The following is an 18,344-nucleotide window of genomic DNA, read 5'->3' on the forward strand; positions in this document are numbered from 1 at the left end:
GCGTGCTCAATGCCACGGCGGCGCAGAACCCTGTGGCCCTGGGCCAGTTGCAGGCAATGGGCTTCATTGCCAATGCACTGATTGGCGTTACGTCAATCATATCCAGCCTCACATTCACCCGGAACGCCGCGACAAAATGGCTGCACATCCGCGCATGCGGCGGTGGCGGCGGGGGTGGGGGTGCTCCTTATACGGATGGCAATAACCAGGCATCCGGTGGTGGCGGATTCTCTGGGCAGTATATAGAGCTTTGGATCACCGCCGCTGACTTTGGTGCTTCGGTGGACATCGTAATCGGCGCGGGTGGTACGGCCCCCTCGAGCGCAGCGGGGGGCAGCGGCGGGACTACCACAATAGGCTCACTGGTTACGCTACTTGGCGGTGGGGGCGGTTTTGGCGCTTCATGGGGGTCTATCGGGGAAATCCTCCCACAAATATCGACAGATACTCCTCCTTCCTCGACCGAGGGGATTGTAGTTTTTTCCCGTCCGACAACGGCTGGACGATCCCCAATGATTACGTTCAGTAAATCTAACGGAAAATCCGGAGATGGAGGAGATACCCCTCTTGGAACTGGTGGTCCCGGGAATGGTTTGGCGGGCGCCGGTGCCAACGGCACTGGTTACGGTTCTGGGGGCAGCGGCGCAAGCGTGGGATACAATCAGTCCGTAGGACAGGCGGGCGGACAGGGAATGCCCGGCGTGGTGATTATTGAGGAATACGCATAATGGCGCGCTATCTGATCTGCCTGAGCGCCGCATCGGGCGACAAACCGGCAAATTATGTGGTCAATACGATAGAATGGGACGGTAAGGCAGCCTTCACGCTACCCGCCAGCACCGTGTTGATTGAGGACGCGGACAGCATCTACCAGCCCGGCGATACCTACGGTGTGACGCCTGCGCGTTCGGTGCCGGTCAATCCTGCCGCCACGGTCCCTCTCGCCACGCAGGCGCAGAACGCCCTGACCGCCGCCGCATCTGCCACATGGCAGGCCTATGGCATGTATGGGCAGACCACACCGGCGGATGTCGTGACCTATCTCACCGCCCTTCGGGCCATCGCCAACGGCACGGACACCACCAGTACGGCGCTGCCCACGGCCCCGGCGGACCTGAGTGGCGCGACCACCACGACCTGACCCGGCCACACAACCCGCGCCTACCCGACCGCCCGATGGGGCGGTTTTTTTATGAGAAAAACATGAGAAAATCCATATTTCTGGCTGCCATTCTCGGCATCCTGTCCGCCTCCCTGACAGCGCATGCTACGGATGCGCGCATGGCCTATAAATCAGTGGGCGGCCAGTATAAGGCGGTTGAGGCGGTATCGCCTACCTGCGGCGTGAGTAGCGCGGGCACGCCACTTGTCTGCACGTCAACCGGCGCAGCGGGCACGGCAGATGCGCGGATGGCGTATAAACTGCCAAACGGGCAGTATCAGGCGGTCATTCCCACGGTTCCCGTCTGTTCCGTGGACAGTTCGGGCGTGCCCCAGATATGCGACTTCTCCAGCACGCCTGACCTGTCGTCGTATCTGACCGCCACCGCTGCGGCGGCCACTTACTCGCAATTGAATGGCGGCAACAGCTTCCTTGGGGAGCAGCGTTTCGCATCCGTCTATTTTGCCGATCCTGACAACAACGTCTCACGGGACGCTAAGTTTGGGGACAAGGGCATTGCGGTATCTGGCGGAACGAAAACCGATACCCTGAGCGTTACCACAGCCGCCTACGTCCCCGATACCACGACGACAGACGGCACGACCGCAGCCCTCAACACCGAATCCGCTGCGGCGCGGTTCGTGAGTCAGACAACAGCGGCCTCGACCTACGCGACGATCTCGGCGCTCAATACGCAGGTGAACAACGCCGCCGCGACGTATGAGACAATCGCGAACGCCGCGGCATTGGCAAAAAGCACAGTTGACGCGCTCCAAGGCTCTGTCACGGGCGACCTGTCCGCCTCGGGCAGTAGCCTGTCCCTGACGTTGGGGTCGAGCGGCCTCCAGCTCACAATGGCCTATTCGGCCAGCGGCACCGGATCACTGTCGATTGTTTCCGCGTCCGGCAGCATCACGCCGGTCGATATCTACGAAACGGCGGCATGGGGCGCGACCTCGTTCAAGGGCTATACCCTCGACAGCGGAACCATCACCACAAAGCCGACTGTGATCGACAGCACATTCTACCTCTCGTCGAACGCTTGGGGAACATACCACATCGGCGTTGGCGGGAATCTCTACATCGTGGACATTTTCGGGTCCGGGGCCGGTAAGCGCACCGTCATTTCGTGGCGCAAGGTTCTTTGACGCCCTCACAGGATAATTCAATGCCTACCAACACAATTTATCCTGCTGAGGCCCAGCCACAGCAGGGTGCTCCCGTGCGCTGCGCCACGGTCGAGGATCTGGCCCGAGTGCGCGAGCGGCTCGCGAAGGTCGAAGGTGGCCACGACAACCTGCGCGACGGGCTAAGCACCCTGTCAGTCCAGTTTTCGGAACTCAGGCGCGATCTCACGCGATCGGTCACTGACACGGCGGCCCAGACCCGCAGCGAGATCATGCAGCGCGTGGACGACATGACCGATACCGCCACGGAACGAAATTCCGAGATTTCGGGCAGGCTAGCGCGCATTGAAGGTGGTCTGAAACTGACCTCATGGGTGACCATGACCTCCATCATGCTGGCCACCGGCCTGCTGGGCTGGGGGCAGATTGGTGATGCAGTCTTCGCGTTCTGCAAGCGTGCGCTGGGGTACGGACCATGATGGAACTGCCCCCGGCTCCGCTGACGGACCTCAAGGCCCGCGTCATTGCCCCAACCCTTGCTTTCATTGGTCTGGGTGGGTCTGCTGCGGTCAACCTGATCGCAGGCATTGCGCTGGTCGAGACGGGCTGCCGCGCACTGGTGCAGTCCGGCGGCGGTCCGGCCCTGGGCCTGTGGCAGATGGAGCCGTTCACGCATGACGACATCTGGGCAACCTTTCTGCCCGCGCAGCGCCTGTCCGCCATCCGCGCCCGGCTGTTTGCCCTGCAGGCCGCGTGGCCCATGGGTTCTGATCGCGCCACTCAGCTGATCGGCAACCTGCCCTATGCCTGCGCCATGGCGCGGCTGAAATGCTACCGCGCGCCCGAGCCGATACCCGCAGCCAATGATGCCGCCGGGCAATGCCGGTTCTGGAAAACCAACTACAACACCACGCTCGGGGCGGGGGACGTTGATCCGCAGCACGTTGCCCTGTTCGAGCAGGCCATTGAGGCATGACATGAATACCGCGGCAAGACTGACCGGGCTGGGAGCCGTGTTTACCGGCCTTCTGGCTTTCGTTCCTGAACAATACGCCTTCTACGTGGCCATGCTGATCTTTGCATGCAGCGCAGTTTCGGCAGCCATTCCGCCCCCGGCCGCGCATAGCCGGTGGGTAGTGGCGTATCAGATCATCACCATGATCGGCCTGAATATCGGATGGGCCGAGAACCACGCCAAGCCAAGCGTTTCCGGCGTTCGGGTTCCGCTGGCTGACAAACCTGCCGCCAAGCAGGCCGTAGCCTCGTCCGGCATCCCGGTCCTGAACAAAAAGGGCAAGCCCGAAACCCCTACGTGACTGGCTGGGCCCGGCTCGATCATCCTGATTCCCCAACCGCCTTTGAGGCGGTTTTTTCATATGGAGACGGCAGACATGCCTGATACGAACATCACCACCATTCCAGCGCTTGAAGGTCTCGTTGAAACCGCGCTGGGCAAGAAGGACACGGCCACGACGCAGGCCGATATCGCTCTGGCTGGGAACCTGTTGCAGACGCTTCTGCCGATCATCGTCGAGAAGGCCGCTCCGAACCTTGATCTTTCCGGCATTGACGCTGCCCTGACCAAAATCCTCACCGGCATTTCCGATCTCAAGACGGAGATCGAGACGAAGCCCGCGACGACTGCGACCCCAACCGCCGCCGCTGTTTCCTGACCGATCAACAAGGAAAACCCATGAACACGAGCATTTCTCGCCGATCCCTGCTGCGTGCCGGGGCCGGAACGCTGGCGGCTGGTCTGCTGGGCGCCTGCACGGTCACCAAATCCGGCACGACCACCACGCTGACCCTTAACGTGGCCGAAGTGGTGGATTACGGCAGCGCGATCCTGTCCTTCGCCAACACGGCCATCAACGTCTCGTTCGTGGCGAGCGCGATGGGAACCGCGAACCTGGCACTCGCCAACACGGTGATTGCATCGCTGAAATCGGCTCTGTCCGCGTTCTCGACTGCCGCCGGGTCCAGCACGTCCGTCAGCTATGACAGCGCCAGCGTGAAAACCGCGTTCGACAGCATTCTTGCGGATGTGGAGCAGGTGGACACTCTCATCATTTCCACAATCACCGGCACGGCAGCGAGCCTGTCCAGCAGTGTGGTATCTGAGGCCAAGACAGCGGCCGGTGCGGCTGAAACGCTGATCTCGCTGCTCAAGGCCATGATCGACATGACCGGTCCTCGCCTGCGTGGTGTATCGCCCCTGAGCGGGGATGCGGCCGTTGCGCAGATTGCCGTTTTCTCGGCCTCGCAGGGATGACCACCCACGCGCTCGCCGGTCTGGGCCTGTTCCTGACCGGCGCGGCGTTCTCGCAGGTTCTGGCGTTCGGCGTCGCCGCGTGGCGCGAGGCCCGGCGTGAACGGCAGATTGACGACACGCTTGGGCCGCCTGCGCCTGACCCATCTGATCTAAATGAATGAAATAGCATGCACGTTGAACGCATAGGGCTTGCCACCCTGTATCTCGGCAAATGGCAGGATGTGCCTGATCTTCCGCGCCCTGCTGCGATTATTTCTGATCCGCCATATGGGCAAAAGCTGAAAACAAATATCGTGACCAAGGCAAGGAAGAGGCCGGGAAGAAGCGGATTTATCCAGCCGAAAACAAATTTTTATCCGACAAAGATCATTGGAGACGATGGTCCTTTTGACCCCACCCCATTTCTTCATATGGCAGATATCACCCTTTTTTGGGGCGCTCATAAGTTTTCAGACAGACTTCCGCCCGGACAATTTCTGTGTTGGGACAAGAGCCCAACAGGAACCCGCCGGGATCAAGGCGATGGAGAGGCAGCCTGGATCAATGCTCCCGGAAAACCCATGAGGATTTTTCGTTACCTTTGGAGTGGGATTTGCATGGCTTCAGGCTATGAGACACAGCAGGAAATATCCCACAATTCAAGTGCTCAACGTCGCATCCACCCCACCCAAAAACCCGTAGACCTCATGACATGGTGCATCCAGCAGGCCCGCGTGCCAGAGGGTGGCCTGATCCTAGACCCGTATATGGGTGGAGGATCAACAGGAATTGCTGCTGTGCGGGCCGGGCATCCGTTTATCGGAATTGAGTGCGAGCCGCAGTATTTTGAGGCGGCGTGCCGACGGATCCGGCATGCGCAAGGGATGCCTCCCGTTTCGCGCGCGGCTTAACCCGCGCTCTCCACCTCCAGCCCCCTCGCGATCAGGCGCCGGATGGCTTCGGCGCGAGTAACGCCGTTGGCTTCGGCCCATGCATCAAGGTGGTCCAATAGAGGGCGTTGAATGCGCGAGCGCACTTCTTCGCTGTCCACGCGTGGCCGCCCCATCTTTTTGCGCGCATTAAGTGTTGACATATCCACTTTATACGCGCATATAATTCGGGCGGCAACGGAAATCTCACCTTCCGAAACCGCCCTAACCACACCGAAACGGAGCTTCGGACATGGCTGATAATGCCAATAGCACAATTGCGATTAACCCGCAGCCCATGGATGGCGAACTGCGCATCAAGGATGAAGACCTCGGAGTGCGTCTCGGGTTCAATCGTCCGCGCGATATTCGCAAGATCATCGTGCGTTATCTGCCGGAATTGGAGCGCATGGGGGTTTGCGCCACCGCGTCGCAAACCTCGGGTAGCAAGGGAGGGCGGCCTACAGAGGCATATTACCTCAACCGAAAGCAGGCCATCTTCATCACGGCCAAGTCGGAAACGGCGATTGCCACCGATATCACAATTGAAATCGTCGAGCGGTTTGATGCCTACGAACGCGACGCGGCCCCAGCCATCAAAGCCCCGGCCAACATGGTCGAGGCCCTGACACTGGCGCTTGAGCAGCAGAAGACGCTTGAGGCAAAGGATCAGGAAATCGCGGAACTGGCCCCGAAGGCCGCCGGTCTGGAAATCCTTGCCGAGAAGGACGGAGAGCTTGGCATCCGCGATGTGGGGCGCGAACTGAAGGTCGGACAGAACCGGGTGCGCGATATGCTGTTTGAGCGCAAGTGGGCGTGCCGTCAGGGGCGTGATATCCGTCCGGCATCATACGGGCTTGAACACGGGTATGTGCGCCTTGTCCCGCGCCTGTATGAGGACAAGCAGACCGGTCAAGAAAAGATTTCCGATGATTTCCGCATCACGCGGAAGGGCATTGCCCGTCTGGCGGAAATATTTGGAGTGATGAAGGCCGGTTGCGTCCCTTTTTTCGCCAAGGCCAAGGAGCCAGCCCAAGTGTAGGGCTGACAGGACTGGTTGCAAAGGCAGCGTGTGGTGACACTCTACCCGGAACGACAAAAACAGATTGCTTAATCACAAGGCGGTTCTTCGGAGCCGCCTTTTTTATTGGGATACACCATGACAAAACTCTTCCTCGGCTGCCTGATTATGACAGCCATCTGCCTTTCGGGCTGCTCGACCTACAGAGATTGCCGTTCCGAAAATATCCCCAAGGGGCAGTGCATTTTTGTAACTGTGTTTGAGAACATCCAGCCATGATCAATCGTAAACTTGGCTGCCGCCCGGCTGAACACCGACCGGGCCAGCCGCATCTGTCCGTCATGCGCGGCTTCTGCTCCCGGCAGGCCCCGGTGCGGCTGATCCGCGACCATATCGACCCGCACCCCGGCATGTTGGGCAATGACGCGCTGGGGGACTGCACGGCGGCGGGCATCTTTAACCACATGCACGCCACGGCTGCGCTGGCCGGATTTGACGTGGCAGGCATCACCACAGACGCGGCAATCCGGTTCTACAGTCAGTCCACCGGCTACGTGCCAGGCAACCCGAACACGGACAACGGTGGGGTTGAAGTCGATGTGCTGACATCAGCTTCTCGCGACGGATGCGCGCTGACCGATCAGACCTTGTATCCGTGCTGGGGTAGCGCCGATCCGGGCGACCTGAACGGGGTCCGCAACATCGCTGCGGGCCTGTCCGCCGCGTATCTGGGTGTGCAGCTTGCCACGGCGGATATGTGGGAGGATGAACAGGGCAACCTGCCGCCCGTGTGGGACACGGACAGTCCGGCAGGGCATGGTGACCCGACACCGGGCAGCGCGGGAGGCCATTGCCTGCTGCTGTGGGATTACGCGGGCACGGCTGACACCGATCTGGTCACACTCCTGACATGGGGTAGCAAGCAGAAAGCCACATGGCGATGGGTCCGGTCCCGCATCATGGAGGCGCACGGGCTGGCGTGGGGACAGTTGCACGCGCCCGGCGGCCTGTATCCGGCTGGTGATGACTGGACGGCGCTGGTCGAGGCTAACGCGGCGTATCTGCGGGGTGTGGCGTGAGGGCAGTTATAGGGCTGTCCTGCGCTCTTGGCCTGTCTGCCTGCACCCATCAGGTGCCCGTGCAGACCACGATTCCGGCGGCCATGGCATCCATCCAGTCCAGCCTCGCGCAGGCCGGGGTGGTATCGGTATCTCACGCGGGCGACTGGACCCCGGATCAGGACGCGCTATTCGTCCGCGCCGTCCGGGCGGCGCAGTGCAGTCAGGACCGAGCCGACCCGGTGGTAGGCACGATTGCGGGCGATGTGACCTTGCAGCTATCCGGGCAGTTCACTCAGGGCGGGCAGTTCAGCGTGGGAGCGATCACGACAGCGCCCACATTCGGCGTGCAGGGCGATGCCACCCGAACGCGCGGGCAGACGGTCAGCCTGTCGGTGGCCTATGCGCCGTTGTCGTCCATGCCTGACGTGGAGATGGGGCGGCAGCTTGGCTACGAGGCAGCAGTCTTTGCGCAGAATGACGATGCCCGGCATGCCGAGGCTTCTCGGCTGATTGCTGATCGCGAGGAGCTGCGGGGCAGGGTGCAGGCGATGATTGATACCTGGTCCGCGAGCAAATGCGTTGATCATGAGTCGGTTACGCCATTTGTCGGTGGCCGACGATGATCTGGCGTTGGATTCACCGGCTGTTCTGTTTGCGGAAAGGGTGCCAGAAATGAGTGACTATCCAATTGTCGTTGTGAAATGGCTTGACAGCGGGCAGCCGGAGCCAGCGTGGCAATGGACAGATGAAATACCGGAACCTAATCCGATTGTCTGTCAGACGGTAGGGCATCTGATCCATGATACATCAACGGGTATTGTAGTCGCCCTCAGCATTGGGGACGTCACAAGTGAACGTCCCCAAGCCAATGGGGTTATGCACATACCGCGTTCAGCGATACAGCAGATTATTTCTTTGGTCCCTTGTGAGTAGTGAAGCAAACCAAAACGGCAGGAACCCGTTAAGGCCCTGCCGTTCTGTTGCCCCGTTGGTTGGCGCCGGGGCGGCGGTCTCTCCCTGCCGTCGAGCGCTGCGGCATCGTGACCAGCACCAACCGGATGGGTGCCGCAGCGTGTGGATTATAGGGGGAATGGGGCGTGGGTACAAGCCAAAAACACTCCACGGATTTTCCACAGATCGAGGTAGATCACCGTAGACAAATATAGACGCTGGTAGACTTTTCCGTTTCGGGAATTATCACACACAACGCTGGTTTTTGGCGGAATACCCGGAGACGATGGTGGGCGCAACAGGGATTGAACCTGTGACCCCTACCATGTCAAGATAGTGCTCTACCGCTGAGCTATGCGCCCATCGTCATCCGATGAAGTGGCTTTTACTGGCCATTTCAGGCGGATGCAACCCCCCTTTTCAAAAAAAAACGCATTGACCCCCAGGCTGCCTGCTGCCCCTATGGCGGCCATGCACCGCCCGGCCTTTCCATTCGCGCTCCCTGTTCGCATGTGGCTGTTCCCTACGGGAAAAACCGCATGACGGAACGCGCCGTGCCACCATTTCACATCATTGAGCCACAGGGCACCCATCGGCCGGTTATCGTGGCGTCCCCTCATTCGGGGCGCAACTACATGCCCGAATTCCTGCGTCTGTCCCGGCTGGGCGCCCTTGCGCTGCGGCGCAGCGAGGACTGTTACGTAGAGCAGCTTTTTGAAGCAGCACCAGGGCAGGGCGCCACTCTGCTGCACGCCACCTTTCCACGCGCCTATTGCGATGTGAACCGTGAGGCATGGGAACTCGACCCCACCATGTTCCGCGAACCCCTGCCCGCGTGGTGCAATACCACCAGCCGCAAGGTCAAGGCCGGGTTTGGCACCATTGCCCGCATTGTCTCGCGTGATGGGCCGATCTATGCGCGCCCGCTCCCCTTCGATGAAGCGGAAAAGCGGATAAGCACCTGCTGGCAGCCCTATCATGATGCCCTGGCCCATCTGGTGCATGACAGCGTGGCGCGGCATGGCTTCTGCCTTTTGCTTGATGCACATTCCATGCCTGTGGTGCAGGGGCGCGGAGAGCAGCCGGATTTTGTTCTGGGCAACGCCTGGGGCACGTCCTGCACCCAGCAGATGACAGCGCTGGTGGAACATGTGCTGACGGCCCACGGCTACAGCGTCGCGCGCAACGTGCCTTTTGCTGGCGGGTACGTAACCCGGCATTACGGGCGGCCACGGCGCGGGGTGCAGGCCCTGCAACTGGAAATGAGCCGGGCGCTGTATATGGATCAGGACAGCCTGCAACCCCATGAAGGCTTCGCGCGCCTGCAATCCGTGCTGATGGAGGTGGTGGCCGTGCTGGCGCAATATGGCGACATGCTGGCGCAGATGGCGGCCGAATAGGCCATTAGGCCGCAAAAGCGCGGCTGAATCCGCTTTCGCTGCCTGTCTTCCGGTTCATTGCCGCAATCCGGGGCAGAGCCTTGGCGTTATTTTTTATCCCTGCTTCATTTCCAACCCGCATGAACCGGACCGCGACAAGACCGGGCACGGGCCGCTGTGCCGCGACAACACAGGATGCCCGGGTGTATTGACACCCTGAACCTTCTCCTTTCGTAATATCTTTTCTCCCCTTACTCTCTCCCCACCTGTGGCTGGCGTGAATTATAAGGTATCTGGTCTTAATTTTATTATGGACGGATTCATTCCGGCCTGCCCGCTTATTGTAACGGCTGCTGTTTTATTTTATGCACCCCGGCCGCAACCGGGCAGGGGATGCGTCGTTGATCTCCTCACAGCGGGCGTTCCCGGGATCGCTTCCTCAGTAAACCCCCATGATGGAACGAGGAAAAACAAGGATCCCCTGTAGCCGCTGCCAGCGAAAGGTGAAGATCATGAATTCTCATATCTCCCTGCATAACCGTATCACCCTGGCCCCTGCCGATAGTCGCGGGGGTGGCGGTGCCGCACACAATCCCGGTAATTTCGCCAATGACCGCGCCAAGGCGGCCGAGGCTGGGCACAAGGGGGGTCAGAACAGTTCTGGCAACTTTGCCCGTGACCCCGAACGCGCCGCCGAGGCGGGCCGCAAGGGTGGCCAGCACAGCCACGGCGGCACGGGCCATGAAGCGGAAAAAACCACGCAGGCCAGCCATAAGGGCACAGCCCACCATTCCGGCAATTTTGCCGATGACCCCGAGCGGGCGGCACAGGCCGGGCGCAAGGGCGGCCAGCACAGCCACACCAAAACCTGAACGCACCGGCTCAGGGCGCAAGGGGGCTACGGCCATGCCGTGGCTCCCTCCTCCTTTTGCCACGGGCTGCATTGACAGGACCCGCGCCACAATGCCCCCACAGAGGCGCACGGCGCAGCCTGAAGAGAGAATCCGCAAGGAGAAGTTTCATGTCTGCTACGGCAACCAGCACGATGACCAACAAGCATGACCTCATTTCCTCCGATCAGGTTGAAGGCACGGCCGTGTATTCACCGGCGGGCGAAAAACTGGGCACGGTCAAGTATTTCATGGTCGACAAGATTTCAGGCGATGTCGCCTATGTTGTCATGAGCTTTGGCGGCTTCATGGGCATGGGGAACAGCTACCACCCCCTGCCGTGGAAGGCCCTTCACTATGACCCCAACCGTGGCGGCTACATCGTGGCCCTCACGCGCGAGCAGCTTGAAGGCGCACCGGCCTATGCGCAGGATATGTCGCCTGACTGGAGCAACGACACCTATGGCCAGCAGGTCGATACCTATTATGGCGGATTGCCCCACGTATAAACCGGGCCGCCAGCCATAAACCTGAACCGCAGGTGACAGTCCCGGACTGCAACCTGCGGTTTTTTTATATGGGGCTGGCATAGGTAAGCCAATAAAAGCTTGATATGTCGCATGAAAGCACGCCGTCGAAGCCTGCTGCCTGTCAGCACCCAAAAACGCCTTCTGGAGCATTTTGTTGCGGGCATGCCCGCCCGCAGCGCCGCCGAGCCTGTAGGCGTCAATTGTAATACAGCGACCCTGTATTATCGGAAATTGCGACAGATCATCGCAGAACAGATTGCTCATGAGGCGCCGGTCTCGGGTGAAATCGAAGTCGATGAGAGCTATTTCGGTAGGCATCGCAAAGGAAAACGGGGCCGGGGCGCTGCCGGAAAAGTGGCCATCTTCGACCTGCTGAAACGGCATGGCCGTGTCCATGCCGTCATGATTCCTAATGCCGGACATCAGACGCTGATGTCGATCATTCAAAAGAAAGTGCAGACGGATTCAATCGTTTACAGCGATTCCTGGCACGCTTACGACAAGCTGGATGTCCCGGAATTTCATCATAAACGTATTGACCAGAGCAGGCATCTTGCCCTGGGCAGAAACCATATCAACGACATCGAGAATTGCTGGAGCCAGGCGAAGCGGCATGTGCGGTGATACAATGGAATACCACGCAAGGACTTCCACCTCTTCCTGCCCGCGTGAACCGTCGCAAATAATGCTTAACCTATGCCAGCCCCAAAATTTTTTTTGGTGAGGCTTTTTTCAGCAAGCTTCAGAAAATACCGCCTTCCTGAAAAAAGACAGCATTCCAGAAACCTTTATCATTTTCCCCCGGCACGCCAGACCCGTTCACGCGCCAGAAGCGCCTGCTTGCGCTCCACGCCCCAGCGATAGCCCGACAGGCTGCCATCATGGCGGATTACGCGATGGCAGGGCACCACCACGGCCAGCCGGTTGGCGGCACAGGCCCCGGCCACCGCCCGCACCGCGCCCGGTCGGCCAATGCGGGCCGCAAGCTCGCCATAGGTCACGGTCTGCCCGCAGGGTATGCCACGCAGGGCCTGCCAGACCTGCTGCTGAAAGGGCGTGCCCCGCACCTCAAGCGGCAAATCGGGCATGGCCCACGGGGTCTCGACGCAGGTGGTCACCACCGCCAGCCAGTGGGCCAGCGCGGCATCATCAGCCCCTCCCGCCCGCGCGGTGGGAAAACACGCCTGCACGGCCTGTTGCACCGCGCGCTCATCTGCATCAAGCATGATGGCCGCCACCCCCTCCGGGCCAAGTGCCACCAGGACCATGCCAAGACTTGAAGCCCCGGTGATGAAACGGATGTCAGTATTCTGTTTTAATGGTGTCATGACCAGACAGCCCCATTATGTGCGGCGGCTATTGCAGCAGATAGCGGGGCCATCATGCAAAAGTTTTTAACGCAGCTTATTGCAAGCTCAAAAAAAGAGGTCGCCTGTTTGAAAAAAGGCGGCCCCAAAGTTTTTTTTAAAAACGCTTTCAGTCTGGCACGAACAGGCCGTGCATGATTTCACCGATCCGTTCCTGATAGGCTTCGGGGGTCTGTTCGGTAGCAATACGGCGCAGCGCATTGGCGCGCACCGTGTCCCATAGCATCTGGTCATGATACAGCCGGATGATCTGACGGGCAAAGGCGGCAGGGTCGGTTATATCGGCGCAGAGCATGTCGTGCCCCTCCTGCCAGCCCGCCTGCTGGCACAGAAGCGGCGAACCCACCACGGGCAGGCCATTGGCTGCCGCCTCGTGCAGTTTATAGGCAATGCCCGCGGCAAAACGGGTGGGGGCGACAAAGACGCGATACCGGTCATAGATGGGGGCTGTATCGACCACCTGGCCCAGCATGCACACATTGGGGTGCTGGCGGAGCGGGCCGAGATCAACGCGCGGATTGACATGGCCACACACGCCAAAGCGGATGTCCGGCCCGAGTTCGGCCACGAGCAGGGGCAGCACTTCGGCGCTGAACCAGGCAAGGGAGTCAAGATTGGGGGCCTGCTGGTCATGCACCGCGCCAAGGAACAGGATGTCCCGCCGCGCATCCCAGCCCGGCCCCGTGGCGCGCGGCACCTGCGCATGGCCCAGAATGGAAACATTATCAAAGCCTGCCTCACGCAGCAGGTCCGCCTCGGCCCCGTTTACCGCCACGACCTGGCGGGCAATGAACAGCGGAGCCAGTTCTGCCGCCAGCCGCGCGGCAAAGGGCTGGGGACTGGCAATGCCGTGCAGGCGCTCATAGGCCACGTCGCGGCATGTTGCCAGGGCCTCGGTGTCCACCACGATGCGATCGGTGGGGATGCTGGAGGCGGCCTCGTTGAAAATGGGGGCGAGGCGGCCCGCGTTTTGGGTGCGGGCGATCCAGATTGCATCGAAGCAGCTGCGGCGCTCCTGCAAAAAAGCACTCAGGTCGGGCAGTTCGCGATCATGAATGACCTCGACATGATCGGGGAAGGCCGCCCGGATCGTGGCCAGATCCTCAATCGGGCGAAAGATGGGGTAAACCGTAACGCGGTAGCCCAGGGCTGCCAGCGCCGTGATGATGTCGTTCGAGCGCGTGAAGCCCGAGCCCAGGTAACGGAGCGGCAGCCTGTCCTCGATGAACAGCACATGTCCGCGCCCGGCATCGGCATGACGGGCGCGGGCCTGCAGCGGGTCGTGCCGCAGGGGCCTGCGCCGCAGTTCCGGGCCATGGCGGCGCGTGAACAGGGCGCTGTTGCGCGCGATCAGGCGCGAGGCGCTGGTGGCGTCTGATGTGCCACATTCATAATGCACCAGGCACACGGTGGGATCGTACAGAATGCGGTAGCCCTGCGCGCGGATACGCAGGCACAGATCCGTCTCCTCGAAATAGGCGGGGGCATAGGCTTCATCAAATCCGCCAAGGGCCTGCGCCACATCGGTGCGGACCATGAGGAACACGCCCGAGCAGAAATCAACCGCGCGCACGAATCCGGCTTCGGGCACGGCGGGGTGGGCATCGCGCATGTAGCCCTGCACCGACCCGTCGCGCCACACGATGCTGCCAGCCTCCTGCAACACGCCATGGGTGCGGATGATGCGGCCGCCCACGGCCCCTGTCGCCGCATCGGCCATGAGGCGGGCCAGCGCGTTGGCAATTGCACCGTATTGCAGGTCCACATCATTGTTGAGGAACAGCACCGCAGGGGCCGCCACCCTGGCAAGCCCGGCATTGCACCCGCGCACGAAGCCGATATTGCCCGCAAAGTGCAGCACCTCGATGCCTGTTACATGCTGCTCGATATGGGCCACGCCATCACGCGAGCCGGAATCCACCACGATCACCTGCAGCGCGCCCGCGTAATTGGCCCGTAGCGAGGCGAGGGTGGACATGGTCATTTCAAACTGGTCATGCGCGATGATGATGACACTCAGCGCAGGCGGTTCATCGGTGCTGAAATCGATACCCGCCGCCAGCAGCAGCGGCAGGCGCACGGCGCACATGTGGCGGAACAGGGCGCGGGCCTGCGCCTCGGTTACGGCGGGCGGGGCAGCAGGGCGCAGATCGGGGCGGGCGATGAGATAGTGGCCAAAACCATCCCGCACGCGGCCTGCGCTCACATCGGCCTGAACGGCGGGGTCGCGCATGTATTGCGCAAGATCCAGCATCGAGCACGGCTTGCGCAGTTCATGCACGCCGTGGCGCAGGAAGTGCGCATAGCCGTTGCGCAGTTCGCCCCGTTCCACCGCCTCGAGCACATCGGGGTTCACTGCGCAGTAGAAGGATTCGGAAAACAGGGGGCCGGGGTCAAAGGCCAGCGGCGTGTCATTGCACAGATAATGGTGCAGGGCAGACTGCCACAGCCCCTGCGTAATTTGCGCCTGCACATCGGGATAGGTGCGCGCGTACCATTCGGCATCGAAATAGGGCGAGAGATTGCGCCATGGCAGGAACGCTGCTCCGCGCAGCAGGTAATCGGCAAAAGGGTGGGCGAGGGCGCTGCCTTCTCCCTCGGGGGCGAGGGTCAGATAGGTCGCCGGGTCGAAAAAGCATGACCCGGTGCGCATTTCCGCATCGCCCGTGCGCAGGTAATGGTCGTAGCCATTGCGGTAGCCCGCCTGCTCGAGGCTGGCCTGCGTCATGTCGGGGTAGGCGGCGCGGTAGGCCTGCTCGTCAAACAGCCAGTGGGGGTTGTGGTCCTGCAGGCCCGCGTTCAAGTAATGGTCAAACCCGCTGCGCCATACGCCCTGCGCCACAAGGGCGGCGACGTCAGGATAGGTGGCGCGGTACCATTCCTCATCAAAAAACGGATTGGGGGAGTGGCACAGTGCCACGCCATGCTCGTGGTAGAAATCACACGCCTGCGCGGGGGTGATGTCCATAAGCTCCAGCACCGCCGCATGGCGGCCATGGTACCATGCGGTATCAAAGGTGGCCCAGCGGGCAGCCATTTCCGCATGATCGGGGGAAACAGCCATCGTCAATCCCTGTCTCGTTCCTATTCACGGCGTTATGCCCGCAAAAGGTTAAGAGACGGTATGAAGCGCCCGTTTTTAAGAAAGCCTGCGGATCATGCCGTTTCAGCCGCGTGCTGGCGGCCGCCATGCCGGGTGGCCCCATGTGTTCATGACCACGACCCCCAGCATGACCACCCCACCGCCAAGCAGCGTGCGGCCTGTTGGCACTTCTCCCGTCAGGGCAAAGGCCAGCAGTATGGTGGCGGGGGGCAGGGCATAGAGCAGCGCTGAGCCTCGTGCCGCGCCCATGTGGCTGATGACGAAGGTCCATGCGCCGTAGCCCAGCGCTGCGGGAAAGATGCCCAGCTCAACCACGGCCGCCGTGCACGACCATGGCGCGTGGGCAACAACCACGCAGGCGCGGGGCAGCCACGGCACAAGCAGCAGCGCCCCCGCGATGAGGATGTAGGCGATGGTGGGCAGGGCCCCGTAGCGCGGCATGAGCTGGCGCAGCATGATGGTATAGATTGCGGTGCACAGGGCGGCGGCCAGCAGCATTGTCGCCCCCGAGCCGAAGGCGATGCCGCCTGCCTGCCCTCCCGCGATCAGGATCACGCCCGAGAAACTGAGCACGGAGCCTGCCCAGCCCCACCGGGTCAGCCGCTCGCCCAGGAGGGGCATGGCCAGCAGCGCGGTCAGCAGCGGTGAGGAGCCGATGAGCAGGCTCGCCGCCCCGGCCGAGACCGTGACCTCGCCGATGTTGAAGAGTACATTATAAAGTGAAATGCCAATGCCCGCGCAGGCCAGTACGCGTGGCACGTCGCGCCATGCCGGCGGCGGCACGCGCCCGCAGGCCAGCCACAGGGCCGCGAGGACCGCCGCCACCGCGTAACGGATGGCGGCCAGCGGCACCGGCGGCATGTCGCGCAGCGCAATGCGCACCACCGGATAAGCGCTGGCCCATGACAGGATGGCCACTGCCACGGCGAATGGCAGCATGCGGGCTGTCAGGGTCTTGTTGTTCATATCTTTCGCATAGCAGGGTTTTAAACGCAGGGGGAATGGATTTACGCCCTGCGGTGGTGGGGCGGTCAGTCCTTGCTGGCGGGGGGAGGGGTCGAAATATCGGCCACCCGGGCGGCGACGGCTTTCTGGGCATCGGCCGGGGCAAGGGAGACGACAAGCCCCTGATCGCCAGCATTGATATAGACCGTGGGCTGCGCCATGGCCGCAGCCGACAGCACGACAGGCATGGGGTTGGCCTGACCGAACGGGCTGGTGCCACCGGAGCGGAACCCGGTCAGTGCTGCGGATTTCTCGGGTGACATCATGCGGGCATTGCGCCCCCCGAACAGGGCCGCCACCGCCTTGAAGTTGACCCGGTGGTTGGCTGGCACCACAAGGCAGACGGGTGTTGTGCGGTCCACTTCCACCACCAGCGTCTTGAGCACACAGGCAGGGTCCGCCCCGATGGAGGAGGCCGCCTGCATGCCGATCAGCCCGCCACCGGGCGCGTATTCATAATCATGCACCGAAAAGGGCACGCCACTGGCGGCAAGAAATTCGGTAGCCTTTGTCTGTTGGGTCATGCTGTCTGTGTTTCACCCCTTTGGTGCGGCCCGTAGCCGCCGGTTGCAATGCAAGGATAAAATGGCACCCGGTGGCATGCAACCGTGGCGCCCTGCGCTGCTTGACCGCTACCGGCCCCGCAGCACGGCAGGCAGCGCGAGCAGGATCAGCGCCGCTCCCAGCCCCATGAGCGACCGCGCGCCCCACAACCCGTAGCCCAGCGCGCCCGCGCTGCCTCCCAGCACGAAGGAGGTGATGATTGCGCCATGCAGGCGCAGCCGGGCTGTCACGTCAGGCGAGGGGGTGGCCCGGTTTTCCATCCATTGGGCCAGTTCCAGCCCGAGGTCGGTCAGCATGCCGGTCATGTGCGTGGTGCGCACCCGCGCACCTGAAATATGGGTGACCGTGGCGTTCTGCATCCCCATGAGAAAACCCAGCCCATAACCCAGTACCCCCGCGCACGCCCCCGTGGGCAGGCAGGCCGCCACCATGCCCAGCGCCACGAGCGCCGTGCCCTCCAGCACGATGATGCGGGCATGCATGCAGGCCACGCCCCGCCTGCATCCGGCCCTGAGGCGCAGCGTCGCCAGCACGGCCCCGGCCACGAAGGCCACGACCAGACCCAGACCGCACAGCACGGCCATGCGTCCACCCTGCACCAGCCCTGTCGCCATGGCCGAAAGGTTGCCTGTCATGTTCGCGGCATAGGAGCCGATGGCCAGGAAACCGGTCACATTCATGCCGCCTGCCACCGCAGCGAGCGTGCAGCCCAGCCTGAGGTCGCTACCGATACTGCGCGATGGGCCTTCGTGAACCAGCATATCCGTCTTCCGTGTGACGCAGGACAGTCCGCGCCATAACGGTGGTATCGGCTAGGGGATAAGGTAAATGCAACCTGCAATACCGCCGCAGATTCCCACATGGCCGGGCGGAATCACATCAGCGCGAGGTTTAAAAGGGGAGCATGCAACCTCAGGTGGTATTTTTTTAATGGACTCATGAATATTTCTTATCGAGGTATTTCTTATTGAGGCACCGCGTCCATTCAGCCGCCCGGGCCTGCC

Annotated in this window: 22 protein-coding genes, 1 tRNA gene and 1 pseudogene; 17 read left to right on the forward strand and 7 right to left on the reverse strand. The window is 61.7% G+C overall.

Features of this window, described 5'->3' with window-relative positions:
• From CDI09_RS18470 to CDI09_RS13475, 10 genes are all read left to right on the forward strand, one after another.
• On the forward strand, positions 1-728 hold a 728-nt coding region (locus tag CDI09_RS18470; protein ID WP_456306007.1), incomplete at its 5' end, for a glycine-rich domain-containing protein.
• Positions 728-1,141 (forward strand): hypothetical protein, encoded by a 414-nt coding sequence (locus CDI09_RS18475; RefSeq protein ID WP_205836645.1) that lies wholly within the window; start codon positions 728-730, stop codon positions 1,139-1,141. The genes CDI09_RS18470 and CDI09_RS18475, both read left to right, overlap by 1 nt.
• 62 nt (positions 1,142-1,203) lie before the next feature.
• On the forward strand, positions 1,204-2,310 hold the full coding sequence (locus tag CDI09_RS13445) for a hypothetical protein (protein ID WP_146220883.1): 1,107 nt from the start codon (positions 1,204-1,206) through the stop codon (positions 2,308-2,310).
• 20 nt (positions 2,311-2,330) lie between these two features.
• On the forward strand, positions 2,331-2,768 hold the full coding sequence (locus tag CDI09_RS13450) for a hypothetical protein (protein ID WP_078523683.1): 438 nt from the start codon (positions 2,331-2,333) through the stop codon (positions 2,766-2,768).
• Entirely contained in the window at positions 2,765-3,265 is a 501-nt protein-coding gene (locus tag CDI09_RS13455; protein WP_110571355.1) for a hypothetical protein, read from the forward strand. The genes CDI09_RS13450 and CDI09_RS13455 overlap by 4 nt, the downstream gene beginning before the upstream one ends.
• Position 3,266: 1 nt before the next feature.
• Positions 3,267-3,605 carry a hypothetical protein gene (locus tag CDI09_RS13460; RefSeq protein ID WP_078523685.1) on the forward strand — a complete coding sequence of 113 codons (339 nt, stop codon included), beginning with the start codon at positions 3,267-3,269 and terminating at the stop codon, positions 3,603-3,605.
• Positions 3,606-3,680: 75 nt separating this feature from the next.
• Positions 3,681-3,962, forward strand: a complete 282-nt coding sequence (locus CDI09_RS13465) for a hypothetical protein (protein ID WP_236944552.1) — start codon at positions 3,681-3,683, stop codon at positions 3,960-3,962.
• Positions 3,963-3,982: 20 nt separating this feature from the next.
• A complete protein-coding gene (locus CDI09_RS13470) occupies positions 3,983-4,561 on the forward strand; it encodes a hypothetical protein (RefSeq protein WP_078523687.1) in 579 nt (192 codons plus the stop codon).
• Positions 4,558-4,722, forward strand: a complete 165-nt coding sequence (locus CDI09_RS18255; RefSeq protein ID WP_167370146.1) for a hypothetical protein — start codon at positions 4,558-4,560, stop codon at positions 4,720-4,722. The genes CDI09_RS13470 and CDI09_RS18255 overlap by 4 nt, the downstream gene beginning before the upstream one ends.
• Before the next feature lie 6 nt (positions 4,723-4,728).
• Entirely contained in the window at positions 4,729-5,451 is a 723-nt protein-coding gene (locus CDI09_RS13475) for a DNA methyltransferase (RefSeq protein ID WP_078523688.1), read from the forward strand.
• Here the strand turns inward: CDI09_RS13475 and CDI09_RS13480 are convergent.
• Positions 5,448-5,633, reverse strand: a complete 186-nt coding sequence (locus CDI09_RS13480; RefSeq protein ID WP_078523689.1) for a ribbon-helix-helix protein, CopG family — start codon at positions 5,631-5,633, stop codon at positions 5,448-5,450. The two genes, CDI09_RS13475 and CDI09_RS13480, sit on opposite strands and share 4 nt — an antisense overlap.
• Positions 5,634-5,722: 89 nt before the next feature.
• Here CDI09_RS13480 and CDI09_RS17785 point away from each other — a divergent pair, with 89 nt between their 5' ends.
• From CDI09_RS17785 to CDI09_RS13500, 3 genes are all read left to right on the forward strand, one after another.
• Positions 5,723-6,511, forward strand: a complete 789-nt coding sequence (locus tag CDI09_RS17785; protein ID WP_078523690.1) for a phage antirepressor KilAC domain-containing protein — start codon at positions 5,723-5,725, stop codon at positions 6,509-6,511.
• A gap of 254 nt (positions 6,512-6,765) precedes the next feature.
• Positions 6,766-7,569 carry a hypothetical protein gene (locus CDI09_RS13495; RefSeq protein ID WP_078523691.1) on the forward strand — a complete coding sequence of 268 codons (804 nt, stop codon included), beginning with the start codon at positions 6,766-6,768 and terminating at the stop codon, positions 7,567-7,569.
• Positions 7,566-8,174, forward strand: a complete 609-nt coding sequence (locus CDI09_RS13500; RefSeq protein WP_078523692.1) for a hypothetical protein — start codon at positions 7,566-7,568, stop codon at positions 8,172-8,174. The genes CDI09_RS13495 and CDI09_RS13500 overlap by 4 nt, the downstream gene beginning before the upstream one ends.
• A 615-nt stretch (positions 8,175-8,789) precedes the next feature.
• Here CDI09_RS13500 and CDI09_RS13505 read toward each other — a convergent pair.
• Positions 8,790-8,864: transfer RNA gene (locus CDI09_RS13505), tRNA-Val, on the reverse strand.
• A 177-nt stretch (positions 8,865-9,041) separates the two neighbouring features.
• Between CDI09_RS13505 and CDI09_RS13510 the strand changes: the two genes are divergently transcribed.
• The 4 genes and pseudogenes from CDI09_RS13510 to CDI09_RS13525 all read left to right on the forward strand — a co-directional run.
• The gene (locus tag CDI09_RS13510) at positions 9,042-9,902 is read left to right on the forward strand and encodes an N-formylglutamate amidohydrolase (protein WP_078523693.1); all 861 of its coding nucleotides are present in this window, start codon (positions 9,042-9,044) and stop codon (positions 9,900-9,902) included.
• Positions 9,903-10,393: 491 nt separating this feature from the next.
• Positions 10,394-10,753, forward strand: a complete 360-nt coding sequence (locus tag CDI09_RS13515; RefSeq protein WP_078527538.1) for a con-10 family general stress protein — start codon at positions 10,394-10,396, stop codon at positions 10,751-10,753.
• Between the two features lie 149 nt (positions 10,754-10,902).
• Complete coding sequence (locus CDI09_RS13520) at positions 10,903-11,280, forward strand: PRC-barrel domain-containing protein (protein WP_078523694.1); 378 nt, start codon at positions 10,903-10,905, stop codon at positions 11,278-11,280.
• Between the two features lie 189 nt (positions 11,281-11,469).
• Positions 11,470-11,925 (forward strand): annotated as a pseudogene (locus tag CDI09_RS13525) (IS1595 family transposase); the annotation flags it as partial.
• A 167-nt stretch (positions 11,926-12,092) separates the two neighbouring features.
• Here CDI09_RS13525 and CDI09_RS13530 read toward each other — a convergent pair.
• From CDI09_RS13530 to CDI09_RS13550, 5 genes are all read right to left on the reverse strand, one after another.
• On the reverse strand, positions 12,093-12,629 hold the full coding sequence (locus tag CDI09_RS13530) for a methylated-DNA--[protein]-cysteine S-methyltransferase (protein WP_078523696.1): 537 nt from the start codon (positions 12,627-12,629) through the stop codon (positions 12,093-12,095).
• Between the two features lie 148 nt (positions 12,630-12,777).
• Positions 12,778-15,732 (reverse strand): glycosyltransferase, encoded by a 2,955-nt coding sequence (locus CDI09_RS13535; RefSeq protein WP_078523697.1) that lies wholly within the window; start codon positions 15,730-15,732, stop codon positions 12,778-12,780.
• A 102-nt stretch (positions 15,733-15,834) separates the two neighbouring features.
• Complete coding sequence (locus tag CDI09_RS13540) at positions 15,835-16,737, reverse strand: DMT family transporter (protein ID WP_110571356.1); 903 nt, start codon at positions 16,735-16,737, stop codon at positions 15,835-15,837.
• Between the two features lie 65 nt (positions 16,738-16,802).
• Positions 16,803-17,300, reverse strand: coding sequence for a YbaK/EbsC family protein (locus tag CDI09_RS13545; protein ID WP_078523698.1), 498 nt, complete (start codon positions 17,298-17,300; stop codon positions 16,803-16,805).
• A gap of 108 nt (positions 17,301-17,408) precedes the next feature.
• On the reverse strand, positions 17,409-18,101 hold the full coding sequence (locus tag CDI09_RS13550; protein ID WP_078523699.1) for a YoaK family protein: 693 nt from the start codon (positions 18,099-18,101) through the stop codon (positions 17,409-17,411).
• Positions 18,102-18,344 lie beyond the last annotated feature (243 nt).

Origin of the sequence: Komagataeibacter nataicola (assembly GCF_003207795.1) — a bacterium.
Taxonomy (GTDB): Bacteria; Pseudomonadota; Alphaproteobacteria; order Acetobacterales; family Acetobacteraceae; genus Komagataeibacter; species Komagataeibacter nataicola.